Genomic DNA, 15,061 nt, shown 5'->3' with positions numbered 1-15,061 from the left:
TCTAAAACCTAAAATCGTAAAAAGGCTAAAAGACGAGTTTTCAATTCACCATTTAACCCTTTTGTCATTAAGAATGATAAGCTTCTTCCAGATCTTCTACAACGATTTTCTGCATTTTCATCATCGCCTGAACTACTTTTTGAGCTTTCAACTGATCGGAATCATTCATCAGTTCGATCAGTCTTTTTGGAACGATCTGCCAGCTCAGCCCGTATTTGTCTTTCAGCCAACCGCACATACTTTCTCTTCCGCCTTCTGAAGTAAGGGTATTCCAAAGGTGATCGGTCTCCTGCTGGTCATCGGTCATGATGACGATAGAAATTCCTTCATTGAAATCAAACTGATGATCATAAGAATTGTCCATACAGAAGAAACTGTAGCCGTCAATCATAAATTGAGCATGCTGTATATTTTCAGCCGGTTCGGATATTGGATGTCCTTCCCCACCGTCTCCATATTTCAGGATGTTTCCAATGCCTGAGTTCGGGAAAGTTTTGGTGTAAAATTCCATCGCTTGCATCGCTTTTCCATTATTCTCATGGATAAACATCATGGTCGGAACTATTTTCTGTGATTCCGGTTTGTCTGCTAAAAACACCTGCCATGTAGCACCATATTTGTCCTGTACCCAACCGTACTTTTTGCTCCAGGAATAGGTATCCAGGGCCATAAGAGCCACTCCGCCTTCCATCAGCTGGTCCCAATATTTCTGAACCTCATCTTCGGTTTCGCAGATGACCATAAAGGAAATGGATGGGTTCTTTTTAAAATGAGGTCCGCCGTTCAGAAGCATGAGTTTCTGCCCAAACAGATCAATATTCATGACCACAGGAGTATCTGCAGTGATCTTTCCGTCAAACACCTGACAATAGAATTCTGCCGCCTCTTTGGATTCTTCATCAAACCAGAGGCATGGGAAAATATCGTTATTCATAGTATTAAATTTAGGGTTGAAATATATAGTTTTATCAGTCACTGCAGACTCAAAGAGCCCACAATAACGAAAGTATCCGGTAATACAGTTATTAGTTTTTGAAAGAAATCTGATGTTCCTTCATATGATTTTTAAGTTTCTCCATGGCATTCTTTCCGAAACCATGAAGCTGCATGATCTCTTTTTCAGAATAGTCCGAAAGCTTCTCAAGAGAGTCTATTTTCTCCCTTTCCAAAGACCTTCTCGCCGGTACTGCAATAACGCCGTTCAGGAAATTATTACTTTTAGCAAAATGATTGACAGCGCAGATAGAGCTTAAACATTTTGCCATTATTAAGAGATTGATCATGACTGCAGATGCGTGTTTTAGTGATTTTCAACGTACTTGTGAAAATTGTTGAGAATAGCATACCAGCCTTCTCTCTGCATTTCCACAGAATTTTGTTTTTCAGGATCGAAAATTTCAGTCACTTTTGTGGTATTTTCGTCTATTTTATCAAACAGGACTTCTACTTTTCTTCCATCTTCCAAATGATATTTTATCACAGCATTCGGGATCACCTCATCATAGAATCCTTCAAAATCAAAACCGAAGCTTTTGTCTTTCGCTTCCATTCTTGCTTTAATTTTTCCTCCCACTCTCAAATCGTTTTCTGCGCTTGGACATTCCCAGCTTTCGTGGGCAAAATTCCATTTCGTAATGTGTTTCGGTTCGTTGAAATAATTCCAAACCTTTTCTACAGGGGCTAAAATTGTGATATCAATCTTAATAGGATCCATAAGTCTATTTTTTAATGTTGAAATAAAAAGGCAGTCCGGGTGAACTGCCCCTATAAATTTAGTTAAATATAAGATTATTTTGTATATTCTTCATTATAGTTCACCATCCAATGAACCCCATATTTGTCCTGAAAACTTCCGAAATAATCTCCCCAAAACTGGTCTTCAATCGGCATTTCTACATTTCCTCCGTCAGAAAGTCCTTTGAATAGTCTGTCTGCTTCATCTTTTGATTCCGGGAAAATGGATACGTAATTATTATTTCCCACATTCAGTGTCTGCCCGAAGCTTGGAACAATGTCCGAAGCCATCAGAAGATCGCTCCCGATCGGAAGGGCTATGTGCATCACTCTGTTTTTTTCTTCCTCAGATAAATTTTCAGTTCCGGGAGCATTACCCATTTTATGGATTTCACCCACGAATTCTCCTCCGAAAACAGATTTGTAAAATGTGAAAGCTTCTTCTGCTTTCCCGTCAAAATTTAGGTATGGATTTAATTTAGCCATGATTTCTTGTTTTTAAATGTTATTATTAATTAATGTTTATTTTGTAGGGTTGGATTATCGCAAAGGCGCAGGATTTTTTCCTGATTTGAATGCTTTTATTAAATAAGGTTAATGGTTTAAAAATTTCACAACCTCGCTTACTGTAAAGTTTATTAAATGATCATCTGTTTTTCCATCGAAATCAGCCATCATATAGGAACCGTGGGTTGCCGGCAGGATCATCAGCTGAGAATCCGGGATCAGCCGCCACATTTCCACCACATGTTCAGGTTTCATAACGTCTTGGTCTCCGCTGATGAATAATGCGGGAGCATCAATGGACGTCAAAATCTTTTCATCCCAGTCTTCAAAAGTCTGCATCCTTTTACTGTCTTTATCGAAAAGGTTTTCCAGCTTTGAAAAATCAGGATTCAGATTAAGAAAATTGATTTTAAGCGGTTCCGGCATTGATTCCAGTGTGGCTTCTGTCATGCTTTCGAAAAAGCCGTCCATCATTCCGTTTCTTTTATAAAATGCAGAAGCGATGATCAATTTTTCAACAATATGAGGATAAAGATGGGCAACCTGCATCACCGTATTCCCCCCGTTGCTGAATCCCCAGAAAAAAGCTTTTTCAATATGAAGCTCCTTTAAAAGAGCAGCGATATCATGAGCATCCTGTTCAAAAGTTTCAGGAATATCGCGATGATCGGTCATTCCGTGGTTTTGCAAATCAATTCCGATCAATTGAAACTGGTTTCGAAGCCTTAAGATCACTTCTTTAAAATCAAACAGAATGGATGAGCCTCCACCATGAATCAGGACCAAAGGTTCTCCGGAACCGTAAATTTCATAGTACATACGGATCCCGTTAACATTTTTATAGCCTTTTTCGTTAGGTTCCATTGATTAGTATTTTATACTTTCATCCATGTCGTAGGTCATTCCCGGATAATCAAGGATTCTTCTCATCAGACCAATCTGTCCGCATAAATAATCCTCGCGTCCAATGCACATTCCTACAAAATTGAGTTTGGTTTCTCGGATAAAAGGGATATTCATTCCCATCTCGAAAATTTCGTCCAGTTCTTCATCCGTTACCTCCAACAGCTTTTGGAATATTTTAGGAGATATGTCATGGAAATTTTTCTCCAATTCGTCTAAAGTCGGGTATGTATTACTCTCATTCAAGGCTTTTCCCTGAAAGAAAAGATCACTGTATGGGTCTTCATCCCTGAGTCCTAAAACCCAGCCCAGACTGTAGCGCATGTTGACAAAGTTTCCTGCCATCCATACAATATGGTTGGTTTTTCCTTCAATTCTTTTCAATCCGTCTTCTTCCGAAATACCGTCCAAAACATTAAGAAAGCTTTGGGTATGCATCCGGTAAGCAGGAATAATGAGTTCCATTTTTTTTGATTGTGGTGTGTCCATTTTCTTGATTTTTAGTTGTTTTAAAAATGATATCTTTCTGAGTAAGGAACATGAAGTCCCTCTTCTACAAATTTTCTCAAAATCCTTAAATAGATTGCCCAGCAGAATGAACTTTGACGGAAATGTTCATGGGTATCCTTCCATCCGGTATGGTGGAAGCTGATCATGGTTCCTTTTCCTATTTCTTTTAAAGCAAATCCCACGTTGGTTCCTATCCAGTCCTGATCACCGTCTGTTATTAAAAATTCAATTTCATGAGGAGGATTGAACTTTGAGACTTTTCCCTTCAAGATGTCTGTCTCAGAAAACTCGAAAGTATATTCAGAATCGGGTTCAGGAGTGCCCTGACAATAATGCGTCCACCATTCATTGAGAAATTCGGGAACGGAAACCATCTGATATACATTTTCAAGGGTTGTGTCTACTTCCAGATTGTGAAGGATTGAAAAGGAATTTTCCATGATTATTTGTTTTGGATTTTGGTGTGTTATTTTATCGCTCCGGGTTTTCCGAGGATTCTTCTGAGATAGCCTAATTGTCCGCTGTGATAAAGCTCATGAAGACAAAAAATGGCAATATCATTGATTGTTTCAGGTTCAAAACGTTCAATACTGATGAGTTTGGCTTCCAGTTTATCCTGAGATTGCTGCAGATACGATTTCAGCTCTTCAAAGGTGACCAGCTCTTCTTTTCTTTCAAGCGGAATCGCGCCTCTGTTGTAGCATGAAAATTTTTCATTATCCCAGACCGATTCTTCCCCAAGAACATTTAAAAAAGCATTTCTGATGTAAATTAAATGTCCTAAGATCCAGTTCATACAATTGGCTTCACCATTGGGAAAAATCATCGATTCTTCCTGAGTAATACCTTCGATATTCATTAAAATCACCTTGTAATTGCTGAATACCTGGACTTTTACGATTTCAATATCGTTTGATTGGTTTTCCATAGCGGTACATTTTTATTTTCTGCGGATTTTGCAGATGGAGAGGATTTTTAAAATTCAGTGGGCATTTGAGACATATCAGCAAATGTGATATTCCAGCCGTGTCCGTCCAGATCCCAGAAAGAATTCTGATACATCCATCCGTAATCCTGAGGTTCTTCATGTTGTGAAGCTCCATTCTGCAAAGCGGTATTCACCACCTGATCAACTTCTTCACGGCTGTTCAGACCAATGGCTACAAGAACCTGAGTGGTATCTCCTTTCGGAACCGGTCTTTCGGAAAAAGTCATGAAATATTCTTCAGTCAGAAACATCACGTAGATGCTGTCTTCTTTGATCACAACGCACGTCGCTTTGTCATCTGAAAACTGTTCGTTGATTTCGAATCCGAGTTGAGTCCAGAATGCTTTGGTTTTTTGGACATCTTTTACCGGAAGGTTGACATAAATTTGATTGGCTTTCATAATTGTAATTATTTGGTGTTAAACTATAAACCAAAATTACCAAGCCTTCATGAAAATCAACTTGCCATAGGACAAGATTTAATTTTTCTTTGGATGAGAGACAATTTCCTTGCGGATACGGCTTAAAGAAGTGTCTGTAACGCCTAGATACGAAGCGATCTGCTTAAGCGGAGCAAACTGCACCACTTGTGATTTCTGTTCTAAAAGATTAAGATAACGTCTGGTGGCAGAAAGGGTGAACATCTCCACGGAACGCTGTTTATAGGCGAAAAGCTCCTTCGACATCCATGATCTTCCCCATTCTCTGAGATTTGGTATTTTGTGAAAAAGTTCCTGAAAGGTTTCGTAATCAAACCGCCAGCATTCGCAGTCTGTGATGCACGCAATATTTTCCTGAGATGGAATTCTCTGAAAAAGTGACAGCACCTCAATAATGATCTCGTTATCTGCAAAAAAGTGCGTGGTTACTTCATTTCCGTTAAAGTCGTTAACGTAGGAACGGGCGAGGCCTTTTTCAAGAATATAGTATTCATTGGCTGTTTTTCCTTCTTCAAGAATGATATCTCCTTTTTGGAATGAGACTTTTTCGTGGGCCTGAAAAATTTCTTCAAGCTCTTCCTGAAAAAAAAACGGGAAATCATAACAGATTTCTAAGGCTTTGCTGGTCATTGAATTGGTGCTTTTTTAAGGCTTTAAAAATATCATTTTTAATTGAATCCGGAATAAAAAAAATTAAACAAATTAATAGAATACACAGGAAAACCTCCATTTAACTGTGTTAATACTAATTGTTTTTATTCTTTCTAAATAATTAAACAGATTTTTAATCATCACGACAATCAGCGAAAAGTTTATCCTTCCTATCAGAATAAAGAAAGCTGGATCGGTTTAGGTTTTTTAGGAGGCTCTGCATCTCCAAAAACAGTTTTTCCTCCAAAACGCCATGAATTCTGTCTTTCTTCTTCTATCACCTGCTGGATGTCGAAATCAGGGATAAAATCTTTTTCCGTGGCTGCTACGATTTGATGCAGCTTATTTAAAGTATTCAGCTTATCGGAATTTCCGAGTTTGGATTTTTCAATGCCTTTTCTGAGAATGCTGATGCTCTCATCATAGGTTTTAGTCGGAACCGGGAAAGGATGTCCGTCTTTTCCGCCATGAGCAAATGAAAATCTCGCAGGATCAGCAAATCTTGAAGGAGCGCCGTGAATCACTTCACTTACCAATGCCAGCGACTGCATCGTTCTAGGCCCTACTCCTTCCAGCATCAGAAGGTCTTCGAAATTCTGGGGCTGCTGCTCACGGGTTAAGTATAAAAGAGCTCCAAGACGCTTTAAATCAACATCAGAAGCCTGAACATCGTGATGCGCAGGAAGGATCAGCCTTGAAAAATCTTTCATGACATCTATGGAATCGGTATGGGAAATATCCAGAATTCCCTTCCTGTTTCCCGAAGCTTCAGCATCAGTAAGATTGAGAATTTTTCCTCTGGAAACGCCATTGATTCCTGTATGAGGTTCTTCTATAAATGATTTGATGTTGCCGGAATGCCAGTGATATCTTCTCGCCGTACCATCCGATTCGTGCATTCCCTGCTGTACTACGCTCCAGCTGCCATTATCAGCCAGTATAAAATTGTGCAGATAGAGTTGATAACCATCCTGAATGGCTGTATTATCCACTTTTGCGGAAAGTTTGCTGGCTCTTACCAGTTCATGCCCGTTCAGTCCGGTTTTATCCGCAATCTGAATCAGTTCCGAAGGGGTTTCTCTTGAAAATTTCCCTTTTCCACCACAAATGTAAAGCCCGAGCGACTGTGAATTCGGATTAATGGAACGTTTCAAAGCCCCCATGACCGAAGTCGTAATTCCTGAAGAGTGCCAGTCCATTCCCATCACCGCTCCAAAACTCTGAAACCAGAAAGGATCTGCGAGTCTTCTCAACACCTCATCTTTGCCGTAATCCATCAGGATCACTTCAATGATAGAAAGTCCGAGTGCAGACATACGCTCATACAGCCATGGCGGTACTTTTCCATAGTGTAAAGGCAGATCGGCGGTTCCTGAACGTTTCATAGTATTTTAAAAGGTAAAGGTAGGTATAGTAAGTTTTACTTTTTGATGATTTGAATCATTTATTGGCTAAAGATAGGTTTTGACTAAAGCCTTATGACAAATGTTTTTTATTGAACGGATTAAAGTCCGTTCCTATTGAATTGAATGCTTCAAAGTTCTTTTTTAATTACAACAATTAATGAATAGAACAGAATTCAAGGTCTTTGTGTTTTTCTTCATCAAATTCTTCATTAAATATAATTTTGTTTCCGAATGGATCATCTACAGTAAAAGATACCGCTCCATAAAAGGCTTTTTCAAGGCCGGGGCGGTTGTATTTGTATTTTTTATCAATCAATTCTTTATGATAGTCGGCAACACCTTCGCCCCAGATAAAAACTCTGCTTCCAGGCGTTCCGTCTCCGTGGTGCTCGCTTAAATGGAGAATGACATTTCCCTTTTTCACTTCCATATAGACAGGCGTATTTTCCTCAAAATGATGTTCCCAGACGATCTCAAAACCGAGCCAGTCTATATAAAACTCTATCATTTTTTTGTAATCAAAAATTCTGAGAACTGGAATGATTTTTTCTGCTTTCATGGCTTGTTGCTTGTTGCTTGTTGCTTGTTGCTTGTTGCTTGTTGCTTGTTGCAAAATTAATTATTACTGATGGGAAAGAATATTAATCAAATTTCCAAATGGATCTTTTACATAGAATCTTCGTACTCCCCAGTCTTCATTGGTTATTCCATAGGTAATTTCAAAGCCTGCCTGCTTTACTTTGCTGTACAATTCATCTACATTGTCTACCTCAATTGAAAGTAAAGGAACTTCCGTATCATTTCCACCCTGAGTGGCAAAGCTCACCTGAACTCTGGCTTCTTCATGGTTTCCAAAGGTTTTGATCCAGCCATGATCCATCAGAAGATCAAGACCCAGAATTTCATTATAAAACAGATCTGCTTTGGAGAGATCGTCAGTTTTTATATTGGCGACAATTCTTTTTATCATTATAAAAACGGTATAGAAATTATTAATGCCAAAAAAAGCCCTGCGAAATAAAATTTCTACAAGGCTTTTATAAAAATTTTATTTTCAGATCTTATTTTAAAGCAGAAAGAGCTGCCTCGTAATTAGGCTCATCTGCAATTTCAGATACCTGCTCTGTGTACAGTACTTTATTATCAGCATCCGTTACGATAACAGCACGGCTTAAAAGTCCTTTCAATGGAGAATCTGCGATAGTTAATTCATTATCATCACCAAAGCTGCTTCTGAAATCTGAAAGTGTTTCTACATTGTTCAATCCTTCTGCAGCACAGAATCTTCCCAATGCAAAAGGTAAATCTTTAGAAACATTGATTACCACTGTATTATCAAGGCTTGAAGCTTCTTCATTAAATTTTCTTGCAGAAGACGCACAAGTCGGCGTGTCAATACTTGGGAAGATGTTGAACACTTTTTTCTTACCATCAAAGCTTTCAAGTGTTTTTACATTTAAACCTGAATCTACCAAAGCAAAATCTTTAATAGTAGTTCCTACTGACGGTAAATTTCCTATTGTGTTTACTGCGTTTCCTTTTAATGTAATATTTGACATAAAATTATTTTTTTAGTTTTTCAAATTTACTCAAAATAGAAAATTTCTGAGGTCTAATAAAGGTTAAATAATTCTTAAAGTGAAAATAAAAAGACTTAACTACCTGCTGTGATTTTTATAGTCAAATTTTTAATTATATTCGCAATCCAAAAAAATAATAACCATGCGAAAAAAAATTACTTTCCTGCTCTTTGGAGTGCCGGTCTTTGGTTTCGCCCAGTCTGTGATCGGAAATATTAATTCCGGGGCAGTCTCTGATACCGGTTTCATACATTCTGTAGGAGAAATTTATGTCATTCCTGCAGATCCTGACCAGGCAAATTCAGGAACACTGGGAATGTTCTACCAATCCGTATTACAGGTTTTAGGCGTTAAAGAAATTGAAAAAGACAACGTTAAGATCTATCCCAATCCTACTGCTGATTTTGTTCACATCACACTTACTTCCCATTCAAAAATTGAGGAAGCTGAAGTGTATGATACTGCAGGAAGACTTGTTTTGAAAGCAAAACTGGACAGTGGGAAACTTGATCTGCGCAGTCTTAATTCCGGGATGTATATGATCTCTTTTAAAAATCCTGATGTAAAACCTATTAAAATTATCAAAAAACCTTAAAAACTCATCAACATGAAAAAACTTTACGCTACTATAGGATTATTTCTTGCAACACTTGTAAGTGCACAGATTCCGCAAGCTTTCAGCTACCAGACGATTGCTTTCAATGCTTCGGGAACACCTATTGCCAACGGAAATATCTCTTTAAAAGTAAGTATTCTGGAAAATACGGCTACAGGAAATGTTTTATATACTGAAACGCATACCAAAACGACCAATGCAAAAGGATTGGTTAATCTTAATATCGGTCAGGGAACCCCTTCTACAGGAAATTTTTCAGGAATCAACTGGGGAACAAATACTAAATTTGTAAAAGTGGAAATGGATCCTCAGGGAGGTTCAAACTATACCAATGTGGGGGTTAATCAGCTGATGAGTGTTCCTTATGCACAGGTGAGCAAAACAGTTGTGACAGGTGCAGGACAAGGTATTACGCTTGTGTCTCCAAATGGAACTTCTTATACTTTGGGAGTGAATGATGCAGGAACATTAAATTTACCGACCAATTCTACTTCATCTAACAATTTACCATCAAATCTATATATGTACGGATCGTACAATTCTTTCAATAACTCTACAGCTGAATTATTGAGAGGAAATGGTCTTCCAAAAATTGGTTATAAATACTTACAGGCAAATACTCAGATAAAATTTTTAGCTTCACCAAGTAACGGTGCACAAACTTATGGTTCAGATTCTTCGGGAGCAGTCGTTGCTAACGGAAGCAATTACAATGTTTCTTCCAATGGATATTACCAGGTATTAGTGGATAATTATATGGCAGGAATAAGAGTTAATTTTGCCAATTTTACTCCAAAAATCAAATTCACTGCGATAGGTGGTACACCGCCTACGACTTCTGTAGCCTACAGTACTTCTACAGGGAAGTTTACGGTAACTATTAATGGAGTTACAACCAGCAACGGTGGATCTTTCTATATACAACTCGCAACAGAAGGTCCTATTCCTGAGGATTTAGGAGATAATTTAAATGACGGATCTTTCGATATCGAAGGTTCCGCCATCACTTTTCCAAATCTTACTTCTACTCCTAAAAACTATAAACTTGAATTCAGTCTCAATTTTAACGGGACAGGAACCTATACAATTGTTCAGATCTAAAAATTTAAAGAGGCTCCGGCCTCTTTTTTTATGCAAAATACCTTCATAAAACAATCATATTTAGTAAATTTGTGATTCTTAAAAAGTCAAATAATAAATAACAGTATAATGTCAGACAAATCAAAAATCTATTACACATTAACGGATGAGGCTCCGATGCTGGCTACACACTCATTTTTACCGATTGTGAAAGCTTTTACAAAATCAGCAAATATTGAGATCGCAGTTCCGGATATTTCTTTAGCCGGAAGAATCTTAGCGAACTTTCCTGAATTTTTGAAAGAAGAGCAGAGGATCGGTGATGCATTGGCTGAATTAGGTCAATTGGCTACCCAGCCTGATGCCAACATTATCAAGTTACCGAATATTTCAGCTTCTGCTCCACAGTTGGATGAAGCTATCGCTGAATTACAGTCTAAAGGTTTTGCAGTTCCAAATTATCCTGCTGAGCCTAAAAATGACGAAGAAAAAGCAATTAAAGCTAAATATGCCAAAGTTTTAGGAAGTGCTGTAAACCCTGTGTTAAGAGAAGGAAATTCTGACAGACGTGCTCCAAAAGCGGTTAAAAACTATGCAAAAGCCAACCCTCACAGAATGGGTAACTGGGCTTCTGACAGCAAAACAGACGTTGCTCACATGGAAGGTGGAGATTTCTACGGAACTGAAACTTCAACGACTGTAGAAAACGCTGCCAAATTCAAAATTGTATTCAAAGGAAATGACGGTGCTGAAACGCTGTTAAAAGATTTCGCAGGTCTTCAGGCCGGAGAAGTAATCGATTCTTCTGTCATGAATTTAAACTCACTGAAAGCATTTGTTCAACAGGCTATCGATGAGACTAAAAACAAAAACGTCCTTCTTTCCGCTCACCTTAAAGCTACGATGATGAAAATCTCTGACCCTATTATTTTCGGGGCTATCGTAGAAACTTTCTTTAAAGAGGTATTCACAAAATACGCTGAGACATTCAAGTCTTTAGATGTGAATCCAAATAACGGTCTTGCCGATCTTTTTGAAAAAATCAAAGGAAACGCTCAGGAAGCTGATATCAAAGCTGACATTGAAGCTGCTTTAGCTAACGGACCAAGAGTGGCTATGGTAAATTCTGACAAAGGAATTACCAACTTCCACGTCCCTTCCGACATCATCGTTGATGCATCTATGGCTGCATTGGTAAGAGGTGGCGGTAAAATGTGGAACAAAGACGGAAACGAGGAAGATACCGTTTGTATCATTCCGGACCGTTCTTATGCAGGTTTCTATCAGTCGGTAATTGATGATATGAAAGCTCATGGAAAACTGGATCCTACGACGATGGGTTCTGTTCCAAACGTAGGTTTAATGGCTCAAAAAGCTGAAGAATACGGTTCTCACGACAAAACATTCCAGGCTTCTGCTGAAGGAACTATTGAAGTTCAGGACGAAGCAGGAAACGTTCTTCTTTCTCAAAAAGTAGAAGCAGGTGATATCTTCAGAATGTGTCAGACTAAAGATGCTCCTATCCAGGACTGGGTGAAATTAGCAGTAAACAGATCAAGACTTTCTGATACGCCGGCTATCTTCTGGTTAGACAAAGGAAGAGCACACGACAGAGAAATCATTAAAAAGGTAGAAAAATATCTTAAGGATCACGATACAACAGGTCTTGACATCAGAATTCTTGATGTAAAAGATGCGATGACTGAAACGCTTAAAAGAGCAAGAGAAGGAAAAGATACCATCTCTGTTTCAGGAAATGTATTGAGAGATTACTTAACTGACCTTTTCCCTATCCTTGAACTGGGTACTTCTGCAAAAATGCTTTCTATCGTTCCATTGATGAACGGAGGTGGTTTATTCGAAACAGGTGCCGGAGGTTCTGCTCCAAAACACGTTGAGCAGTTCCTGGAAGAAGGGTATTTAAGATGGGATTCTCTGGGTGAATTCTTAGCGCTTCAGGCTTCTTTAGAGCATTTGGCTCAGACACAGGGAAATACTAAATCTCAGGTTTTAGCAGATACTTTGGATGAAGCTAACGCAAAATTCTTAGCTACTGATAAATCTCCTGCAAGAAAAGTAGGTCAGATTGACAACAGAGGTTCTCACTTCTATTTAGCAATGTACTGGGCAGAAGCTTTGGCTAACCAGACTGCAGATGCTGAATTAGCGGCTCATTTTGCCCCAATTGCTGAAGCAATGAAGGAAAGCGAAGAAGTAATCAACGCAGAATTAATAAGTGCTCAGGGTAAGCCGCAAAACATTGACGGTTACTACAAAACTGACACATACAAAACGTATGCAGCGATGAGACCAAGCACTGTTTTAAATGAAATCATTGACGGAATCTAATTTCCAGTTTTGATAAATATAAAAAGCCCCTTAAAAAAGGGGCTTTTTTATTTTAAGGTTAAGGTTAAGGAAAAAGTTAAGATTATGATTACGTTGAATTTTATGTTTTGGCTGAAGCCAATTGGCTCTTTTATTGATGAAGACGGGCTAAAGCCTGTCCCTATTGAATTTTTAGACAAATACCACTTAAGAAACCCTCTAGTTCCTCGCTCCTAATCCCTAATCTCTTAATTTTTAATTCATAAAACTCTCCGGAATCCATTCATAAGCTGTATCTTTTTTCCTGGTAAAGCCAAGTCCCGGCCATGGAAGGTGATAGGCAAATGCTTTGGTTCTGGTCTCAGCCAGTTGTTGAAGTAGTTTTTTACGGGATTCGGTAGCGATATCCAGATCGGTATCTCCTGAAAATCCCCATTCAGGGTGTGGGAAAAGAATGACGTCAGAGTGAATCAGATCTGCCATATAGATGAGTTTTTCATTTCCGGAAGAAATCGTCGTGATGGTAAGTCCGGGTGTATGTCCTGGTGCCAGCTGAAAACTGAAATGATCAAATAAAGGCTTTTTAAAATCATAAAACTTTAGCTTTGGACGAATTGTTTTCAGGATATTCTGAATAGGCGGAATGATCTGGTTAAGAAATTCCGGCTCTGTTTTTAAAAAGCTGTTTTTAAAATCTTTAAGAGAAGCCTGGAGCCAAAAATCATGCTCTATCTTTGAAATATACAGGTCTGCATTGGGGAAAACCAGATTATTCTGTTTATCCACCACTCCACCAATGTGATCCGGATGGGCGTGGGAAATAAAAACATCGGTAATATCTTTGGGTGAAAATCCTGCTTTCTGAAGACTTTTCAAAAGGAAACCGGTTCTTTCATCGGCAAAGATCCCCATTCCGGCATCCAGTAAAATCAGTCTGTTTTTTGTTTTAACAAGCATCAGATTCATCGCCATATCGATATAATCATCGGGACGGAAATGATCTCTGAGGAGTTTCTTTAATTCCGAAACGTCTGCCCGTGGTGAAAAGGTATCAACGTTTTTCTCGTGAATATATCCATCGGTAAGAATAAAAAGCTCCAATTCTCCAAGTTTAATTTTTTTAAATGCTGAAAGATCATCTTCCAAATTGGGTAAAACAGTCTGCGTTTCAGCAAAAACATCAGAAAAAGGAACAAAGCTTAATGCTCCAGCGAGGAATCCGTTTCTTAAAAGTTCTCTTCTGTTCATGATTGAATAGGTAATTATTAATATTCCGGATTGCTGACAGTCATCAACAATCCGAAAATATTATATTTTAGTTATTGACTAATTTCATAGAACCTTCGGTATATCTTTCACCGACGTTAGGATATTTTTTAAGAAGCGAATCGATCGTTTCCAGATCAGATTTTGAAAGGTCAATATTCACCGCAGCAATATTTTCTTCCAGATATTTGATTCTCTTAGTTCCCGGAATTGGAATAATATCTTCTCCCTGGTTCAGTACCCATGCTAAGGCAAGCTGAGTTCCTTTTACGCCTTTAGATTCGGCAAATTCATTGATTTCTCTGGCCAGATTCTTATTATTCTCAAGGTATTCTTCCTGGTAACGTGGCAGCGTTTTTCTGAAATCTTCGTCACCAAAATTCTGTACTTCATTGATATTCGCGAAAAGACCTCTTGCCAATGGAGAATAAGGCACCAATGTGATTCCAAGTTCTCTGATCGTCGGCAATATATCATTTTCTACATCTTTGGTCAGGATAGAATATTCTGATTGTAAAGCTGTAATCGGATGAATTTTATTAGCCTTTCTGATCGATTCCGCAGAAGCTTCTGATAATCCAAGGTATTTTACTTTCCCTTCTTTCACCAGTTCTGCCATGGCTCCAACAGTTTCCTCTACCGGAATATTCGGGTCTACTCTGTGGGCATAATACAGGTCAATGGTGTCTATTTTAAGTCTCTGAAGGCTTAAATCAACCGCCTGTCTGATCCATTCCGGTGAACCATCAAAATAAGTTCCCGGTGCCCCGCTGTGGCTTGGTTTTCCATCTTTAAATCTGAATCCGAATTTGGTCGCGATAAAGATTTTGTCGCGGTTGGGAACCAAAACTTTTGAGATCAGTTTTTCATTTTCTCCAGCAGCATACATATCTGCCGTATCCCAAAAATTTACGCCAAAGTCTAAAGCTTTGTGTAATGTACTGATGCTTTCCTGCTCATCTGCAGGGCCATAAGCAAAGCTCATTCCCATACATCCTAAACCTACTGCAGATAACTGCTCTCCTGTGTTTCCTAATTTTCTGAATTTCATA

At 38.5% G+C, this 15,061-nt stretch carries 19 protein-coding genes; 3 read left to right on the top strand and 16 right to left on the bottom strand.

Annotated features, from left to right (window positions below):
* Positions 1–67: 67 nt before the first annotated feature.
* From IW22_RS06215 to tpx, 14 genes are all read right to left on the bottom strand, one after another.
* Positions 68–934 carry a VOC family protein gene (locus tag IW22_RS06215; protein ID WP_034725063.1) on the bottom strand — a complete coding sequence of 289 codons (867 nt, stop codon included), beginning with the start codon at positions 932–934 and terminating at the stop codon, positions 68–70.
* A gap of 91 nt (positions 935–1,025) precedes the next feature.
* Complete coding sequence (locus IW22_RS06210; protein WP_228384005.1) at positions 1,026–1,265, bottom strand: DNA-directed RNA polymerase subunit alpha C-terminal domain-containing protein; 240 nt, start codon at positions 1,263–1,265, stop codon at positions 1,026–1,028.
* A gap of 35 nt (positions 1,266–1,300) precedes the next feature.
* The gene (locus IW22_RS06205) at positions 1,301–1,714 is read right to left on the bottom strand and encodes an SRPBCC family protein (RefSeq protein ID WP_034725058.1); all 414 of its coding nucleotides are present in this window, start codon (positions 1,712–1,714) and stop codon (positions 1,301–1,303) included.
* 74 nt (positions 1,715–1,788) lie between these two features.
* Complete coding sequence (locus IW22_RS06200; protein ID WP_034725056.1) at positions 1,789–2,220, bottom strand: VOC family protein; 432 nt, start codon at positions 2,218–2,220, stop codon at positions 1,789–1,791.
* A gap of 108 nt (positions 2,221–2,328) precedes the next feature.
* Positions 2,329–3,105, bottom strand: a complete 777-nt coding sequence (locus tag IW22_RS06195) for an alpha/beta fold hydrolase (protein ID WP_034725053.1) — start codon at positions 3,103–3,105, stop codon at positions 2,329–2,331.
* Positions 3,106–3,108: 3 nt separating this feature from the next.
* Positions 3,109–3,633 (bottom strand): hypothetical protein, encoded by a 525-nt coding sequence (locus tag IW22_RS06190; RefSeq protein ID WP_034725051.1) that lies wholly within the window; start codon positions 3,631–3,633, stop codon positions 3,109–3,111.
* A gap of 20 nt (positions 3,634–3,653) precedes the next feature.
* On the bottom strand, positions 3,654–4,094 hold the full coding sequence (locus IW22_RS06185; RefSeq protein WP_034725050.1) for an SRPBCC family protein: 441 nt from the start codon (positions 4,092–4,094) through the stop codon (positions 3,654–3,656).
* 26 nt (positions 4,095–4,120) lie between these two features.
* Entirely contained in the window at positions 4,121–4,582 is a 462-nt protein-coding gene (locus IW22_RS06180) for a DinB family protein (protein ID WP_034725049.1), read from the bottom strand.
* A 47-nt stretch (positions 4,583–4,629) separates the two neighbouring features.
* Positions 4,630–5,043, bottom strand: a complete 414-nt coding sequence (locus IW22_RS06175) for a VOC family protein (protein WP_034725047.1) — start codon at positions 5,041–5,043, stop codon at positions 4,630–4,632.
* A gap of 78 nt (positions 5,044–5,121) precedes the next feature.
* Positions 5,122–5,712 (bottom strand): Crp/Fnr family transcriptional regulator, encoded by a 591-nt coding sequence (locus IW22_RS06170; protein WP_051891127.1) that lies wholly within the window; start codon positions 5,710–5,712, stop codon positions 5,122–5,124.
* A 194-nt stretch (positions 5,713–5,906) separates the two neighbouring features.
* Positions 5,907–7,118, bottom strand: coding sequence for a DUF763 domain-containing protein (locus IW22_RS06165; protein ID WP_034725046.1), 1,212 nt, complete (start codon positions 7,116–7,118; stop codon positions 5,907–5,909).
* A 175-nt stretch (positions 7,119–7,293) separates the two neighbouring features.
* Positions 7,294–7,698 carry a glyoxalase superfamily protein gene (locus IW22_RS06160; protein ID WP_034725631.1) on the bottom strand — a complete coding sequence of 135 codons (405 nt, stop codon included), beginning with the start codon at positions 7,696–7,698 and terminating at the stop codon, positions 7,294–7,296.
* A gap of 63 nt (positions 7,699–7,761) precedes the next feature.
* The gene (locus IW22_RS06155; protein WP_228384004.1) at positions 7,762–8,109 is read right to left on the bottom strand and encodes a VOC family protein; all 348 of its coding nucleotides are present in this window, start codon (positions 8,107–8,109) and stop codon (positions 7,762–7,764) included.
* A 91-nt stretch (positions 8,110–8,200) separates the two neighbouring features.
* Positions 8,201–8,698, bottom strand: a complete 498-nt coding sequence (gene tpx / locus IW22_RS06150; RefSeq protein WP_034725044.1) for a thiol peroxidase — start codon at positions 8,696–8,698, stop codon at positions 8,201–8,203.
* Between the two features lie 163 nt (positions 8,699–8,861).
* On the opposite strand from tpx, the gene IW22_RS23570 reads away from it, so the two are divergent.
* From IW22_RS23570 to IW22_RS06135, 3 genes are all read left to right on the top strand, one after another.
* The gene (locus tag IW22_RS23570; protein ID WP_051891126.1) at positions 8,862–9,314 is read left to right on the top strand and encodes a T9SS type A sorting domain-containing protein; all 453 of its coding nucleotides are present in this window, start codon (positions 8,862–8,864) and stop codon (positions 9,312–9,314) included.
* 12 nt (positions 9,315–9,326) lie between these two features.
* Positions 9,327–10,436 carry a hypothetical protein gene (locus tag IW22_RS23565; RefSeq protein ID WP_051891125.1) on the top strand — a complete coding sequence of 370 codons (1,110 nt, stop codon included), beginning with the start codon at positions 9,327–9,329 and terminating at the stop codon, positions 10,434–10,436.
* Positions 10,437–10,544: 108 nt separating this feature from the next.
* A complete protein-coding gene (locus IW22_RS06135; protein WP_034725042.1) occupies positions 10,545–12,764 on the top strand; it encodes an NADP-dependent isocitrate dehydrogenase in 2,220 nt (739 codons plus the stop codon).
* Between the two features lie 234 nt (positions 12,765–12,998).
* On the opposite strand, the gene IW22_RS06125 is transcribed toward IW22_RS06135, so the two are convergent.
* Both IW22_RS06125 and IW22_RS06120 read right to left on the bottom strand, forming a co-directional pair.
* Positions 12,999–13,991: an MBL fold metallo-hydrolase gene (locus tag IW22_RS06125; protein WP_034725039.1), complete on the bottom strand. Its 993-nt coding sequence runs from the start codon at positions 13,989–13,991 to the stop codon at positions 12,999–13,001.
* A gap of 67 nt (positions 13,992–14,058) precedes the next feature.
* Entirely contained in the window at positions 14,059–15,060 is a 1,002-nt protein-coding gene (locus IW22_RS06120) for an aldo/keto reductase (protein WP_034725038.1), read from the bottom strand.
* Between the last annotated feature and the right edge of the window lies 1 nt (position 15,061).

This window comes from Chryseobacterium sp. JM1, assembly GCF_000737715.1.
In the GTDB taxonomy this organism is placed as follows: Bacteria; Bacteroidota; Bacteroidia; order Flavobacteriales; family Weeksellaceae; genus Chryseobacterium.
Note: the sequence above shows the minus strand (reverse complement) of the source record. Positions and strands in the feature narration are given on the sequence as shown.

Bases quoted from the DNA above. Each gene is read 5' to 3' on its own strand.
- tpx (WP_034725044.1), bottom strand. From the start codon at position 8,698: ATGTCAAATATTACATTAAAAGGAAACGCAGTAAACACAATAGGAAAT.
- IW22_RS06160 (WP_034725631.1), bottom strand. From the start codon at position 7,698: ATGAAAGCAGAAAAAATCATTCCAGTTCTCAGAATTTTTGATTACAAA.
- IW22_RS06200 (WP_034725056.1), bottom strand. From the start codon at position 2,220: ATGGCTAAATTAAATCCATACCTAAATTTTGACGGGAAAGCAGAAGAA.
- IW22_RS06175 (WP_034725047.1), bottom strand. From the start codon at position 5,043: ATGAAAGCCAATCAAATTTATGTCAACCTTCCGGTAAAAGATGTCCAA.
- IW22_RS06155 (WP_228384004.1), bottom strand. From the start codon at position 8,109: ATGATAAAAAGAATTGTCGCCAATATAAAAACTGACGATCTCTCCAAA.
- IW22_RS06180 (WP_034725049.1), bottom strand. From the start codon at position 4,582: ATGGAAAACCAATCAAACGATATTGAAATCGTAAAAGTCCAGGTATTC.
- IW22_RS06195 (WP_034725053.1), bottom strand. From the start codon at position 3,105: ATGGAACCTAACGAAAAAGGCTATAAAAATGTTAACGGGATCCGTATG.
- IW22_RS06210 (WP_228384005.1), bottom strand. From the start codon at position 1,265: ATGGCAAAATGTTTAAGCTCTATCTGCGCTGTCAATCATTTTGCTAAA.
- IW22_RS23570 (WP_051891126.1), top strand. From the start codon at position 8,862: ATGCGAAAAAAAATTACTTTCCTGCTCTTTGGAGTGCCGGTCTTTGGT.
- IW22_RS23565 (WP_051891125.1), top strand. From the start codon at position 9,327: ATGAAAAAACTTTACGCTACTATAGGATTATTTCTTGCAACACTTGTA.
- IW22_RS06205 (WP_034725058.1), bottom strand. From the start codon at position 1,714: ATGGATCCTATTAAGATTGATATCACAATTTTAGCCCCTGTAGAAAAG.
- IW22_RS06215 (WP_034725063.1), bottom strand. From the start codon at position 934: ATGAATAACGATATTTTCCCATGCCTCTGGTTTGATGAAGAATCCAAA.
- IW22_RS06135 (WP_034725042.1), top strand. From the start codon at position 10,545: ATGTCAGACAAATCAAAAATCTATTACACATTAACGGATGAGGCTCCG.
- IW22_RS06170 (WP_051891127.1), bottom strand. From the start codon at position 5,712: ATGACCAGCAAAGCCTTAGAAATCTGTTATGATTTCCCGTTTTTTTTT.
- IW22_RS06125 (WP_034725039.1), bottom strand. From the start codon at position 13,991: ATGAACAGAAGAGAACTTTTAAGAAACGGATTCCTCGCTGGAGCATTA.
- IW22_RS06185 (WP_034725050.1), bottom strand. From the start codon at position 4,094: ATGGAAAATTCCTTTTCAATCCTTCACAATCTGGAAGTAGACACAACC.
- IW22_RS06165 (WP_034725046.1), bottom strand. From the start codon at position 7,118: ATGAAACGTTCAGGAACCGCCGATCTGCCTTTACACTATGGAAAAGTA.
- IW22_RS06120 (WP_034725038.1), bottom strand. From the start codon at position 15,060: ATGAAATTCAGAAAATTAGGAAACACAGGAGAGCAGTTATCTGCAGTA.
- IW22_RS06190 (WP_034725051.1), bottom strand. From the start codon at position 3,633: ATGGACACACCACAATCAAAAAAAATGGAACTCATTATTCCTGCTTAC.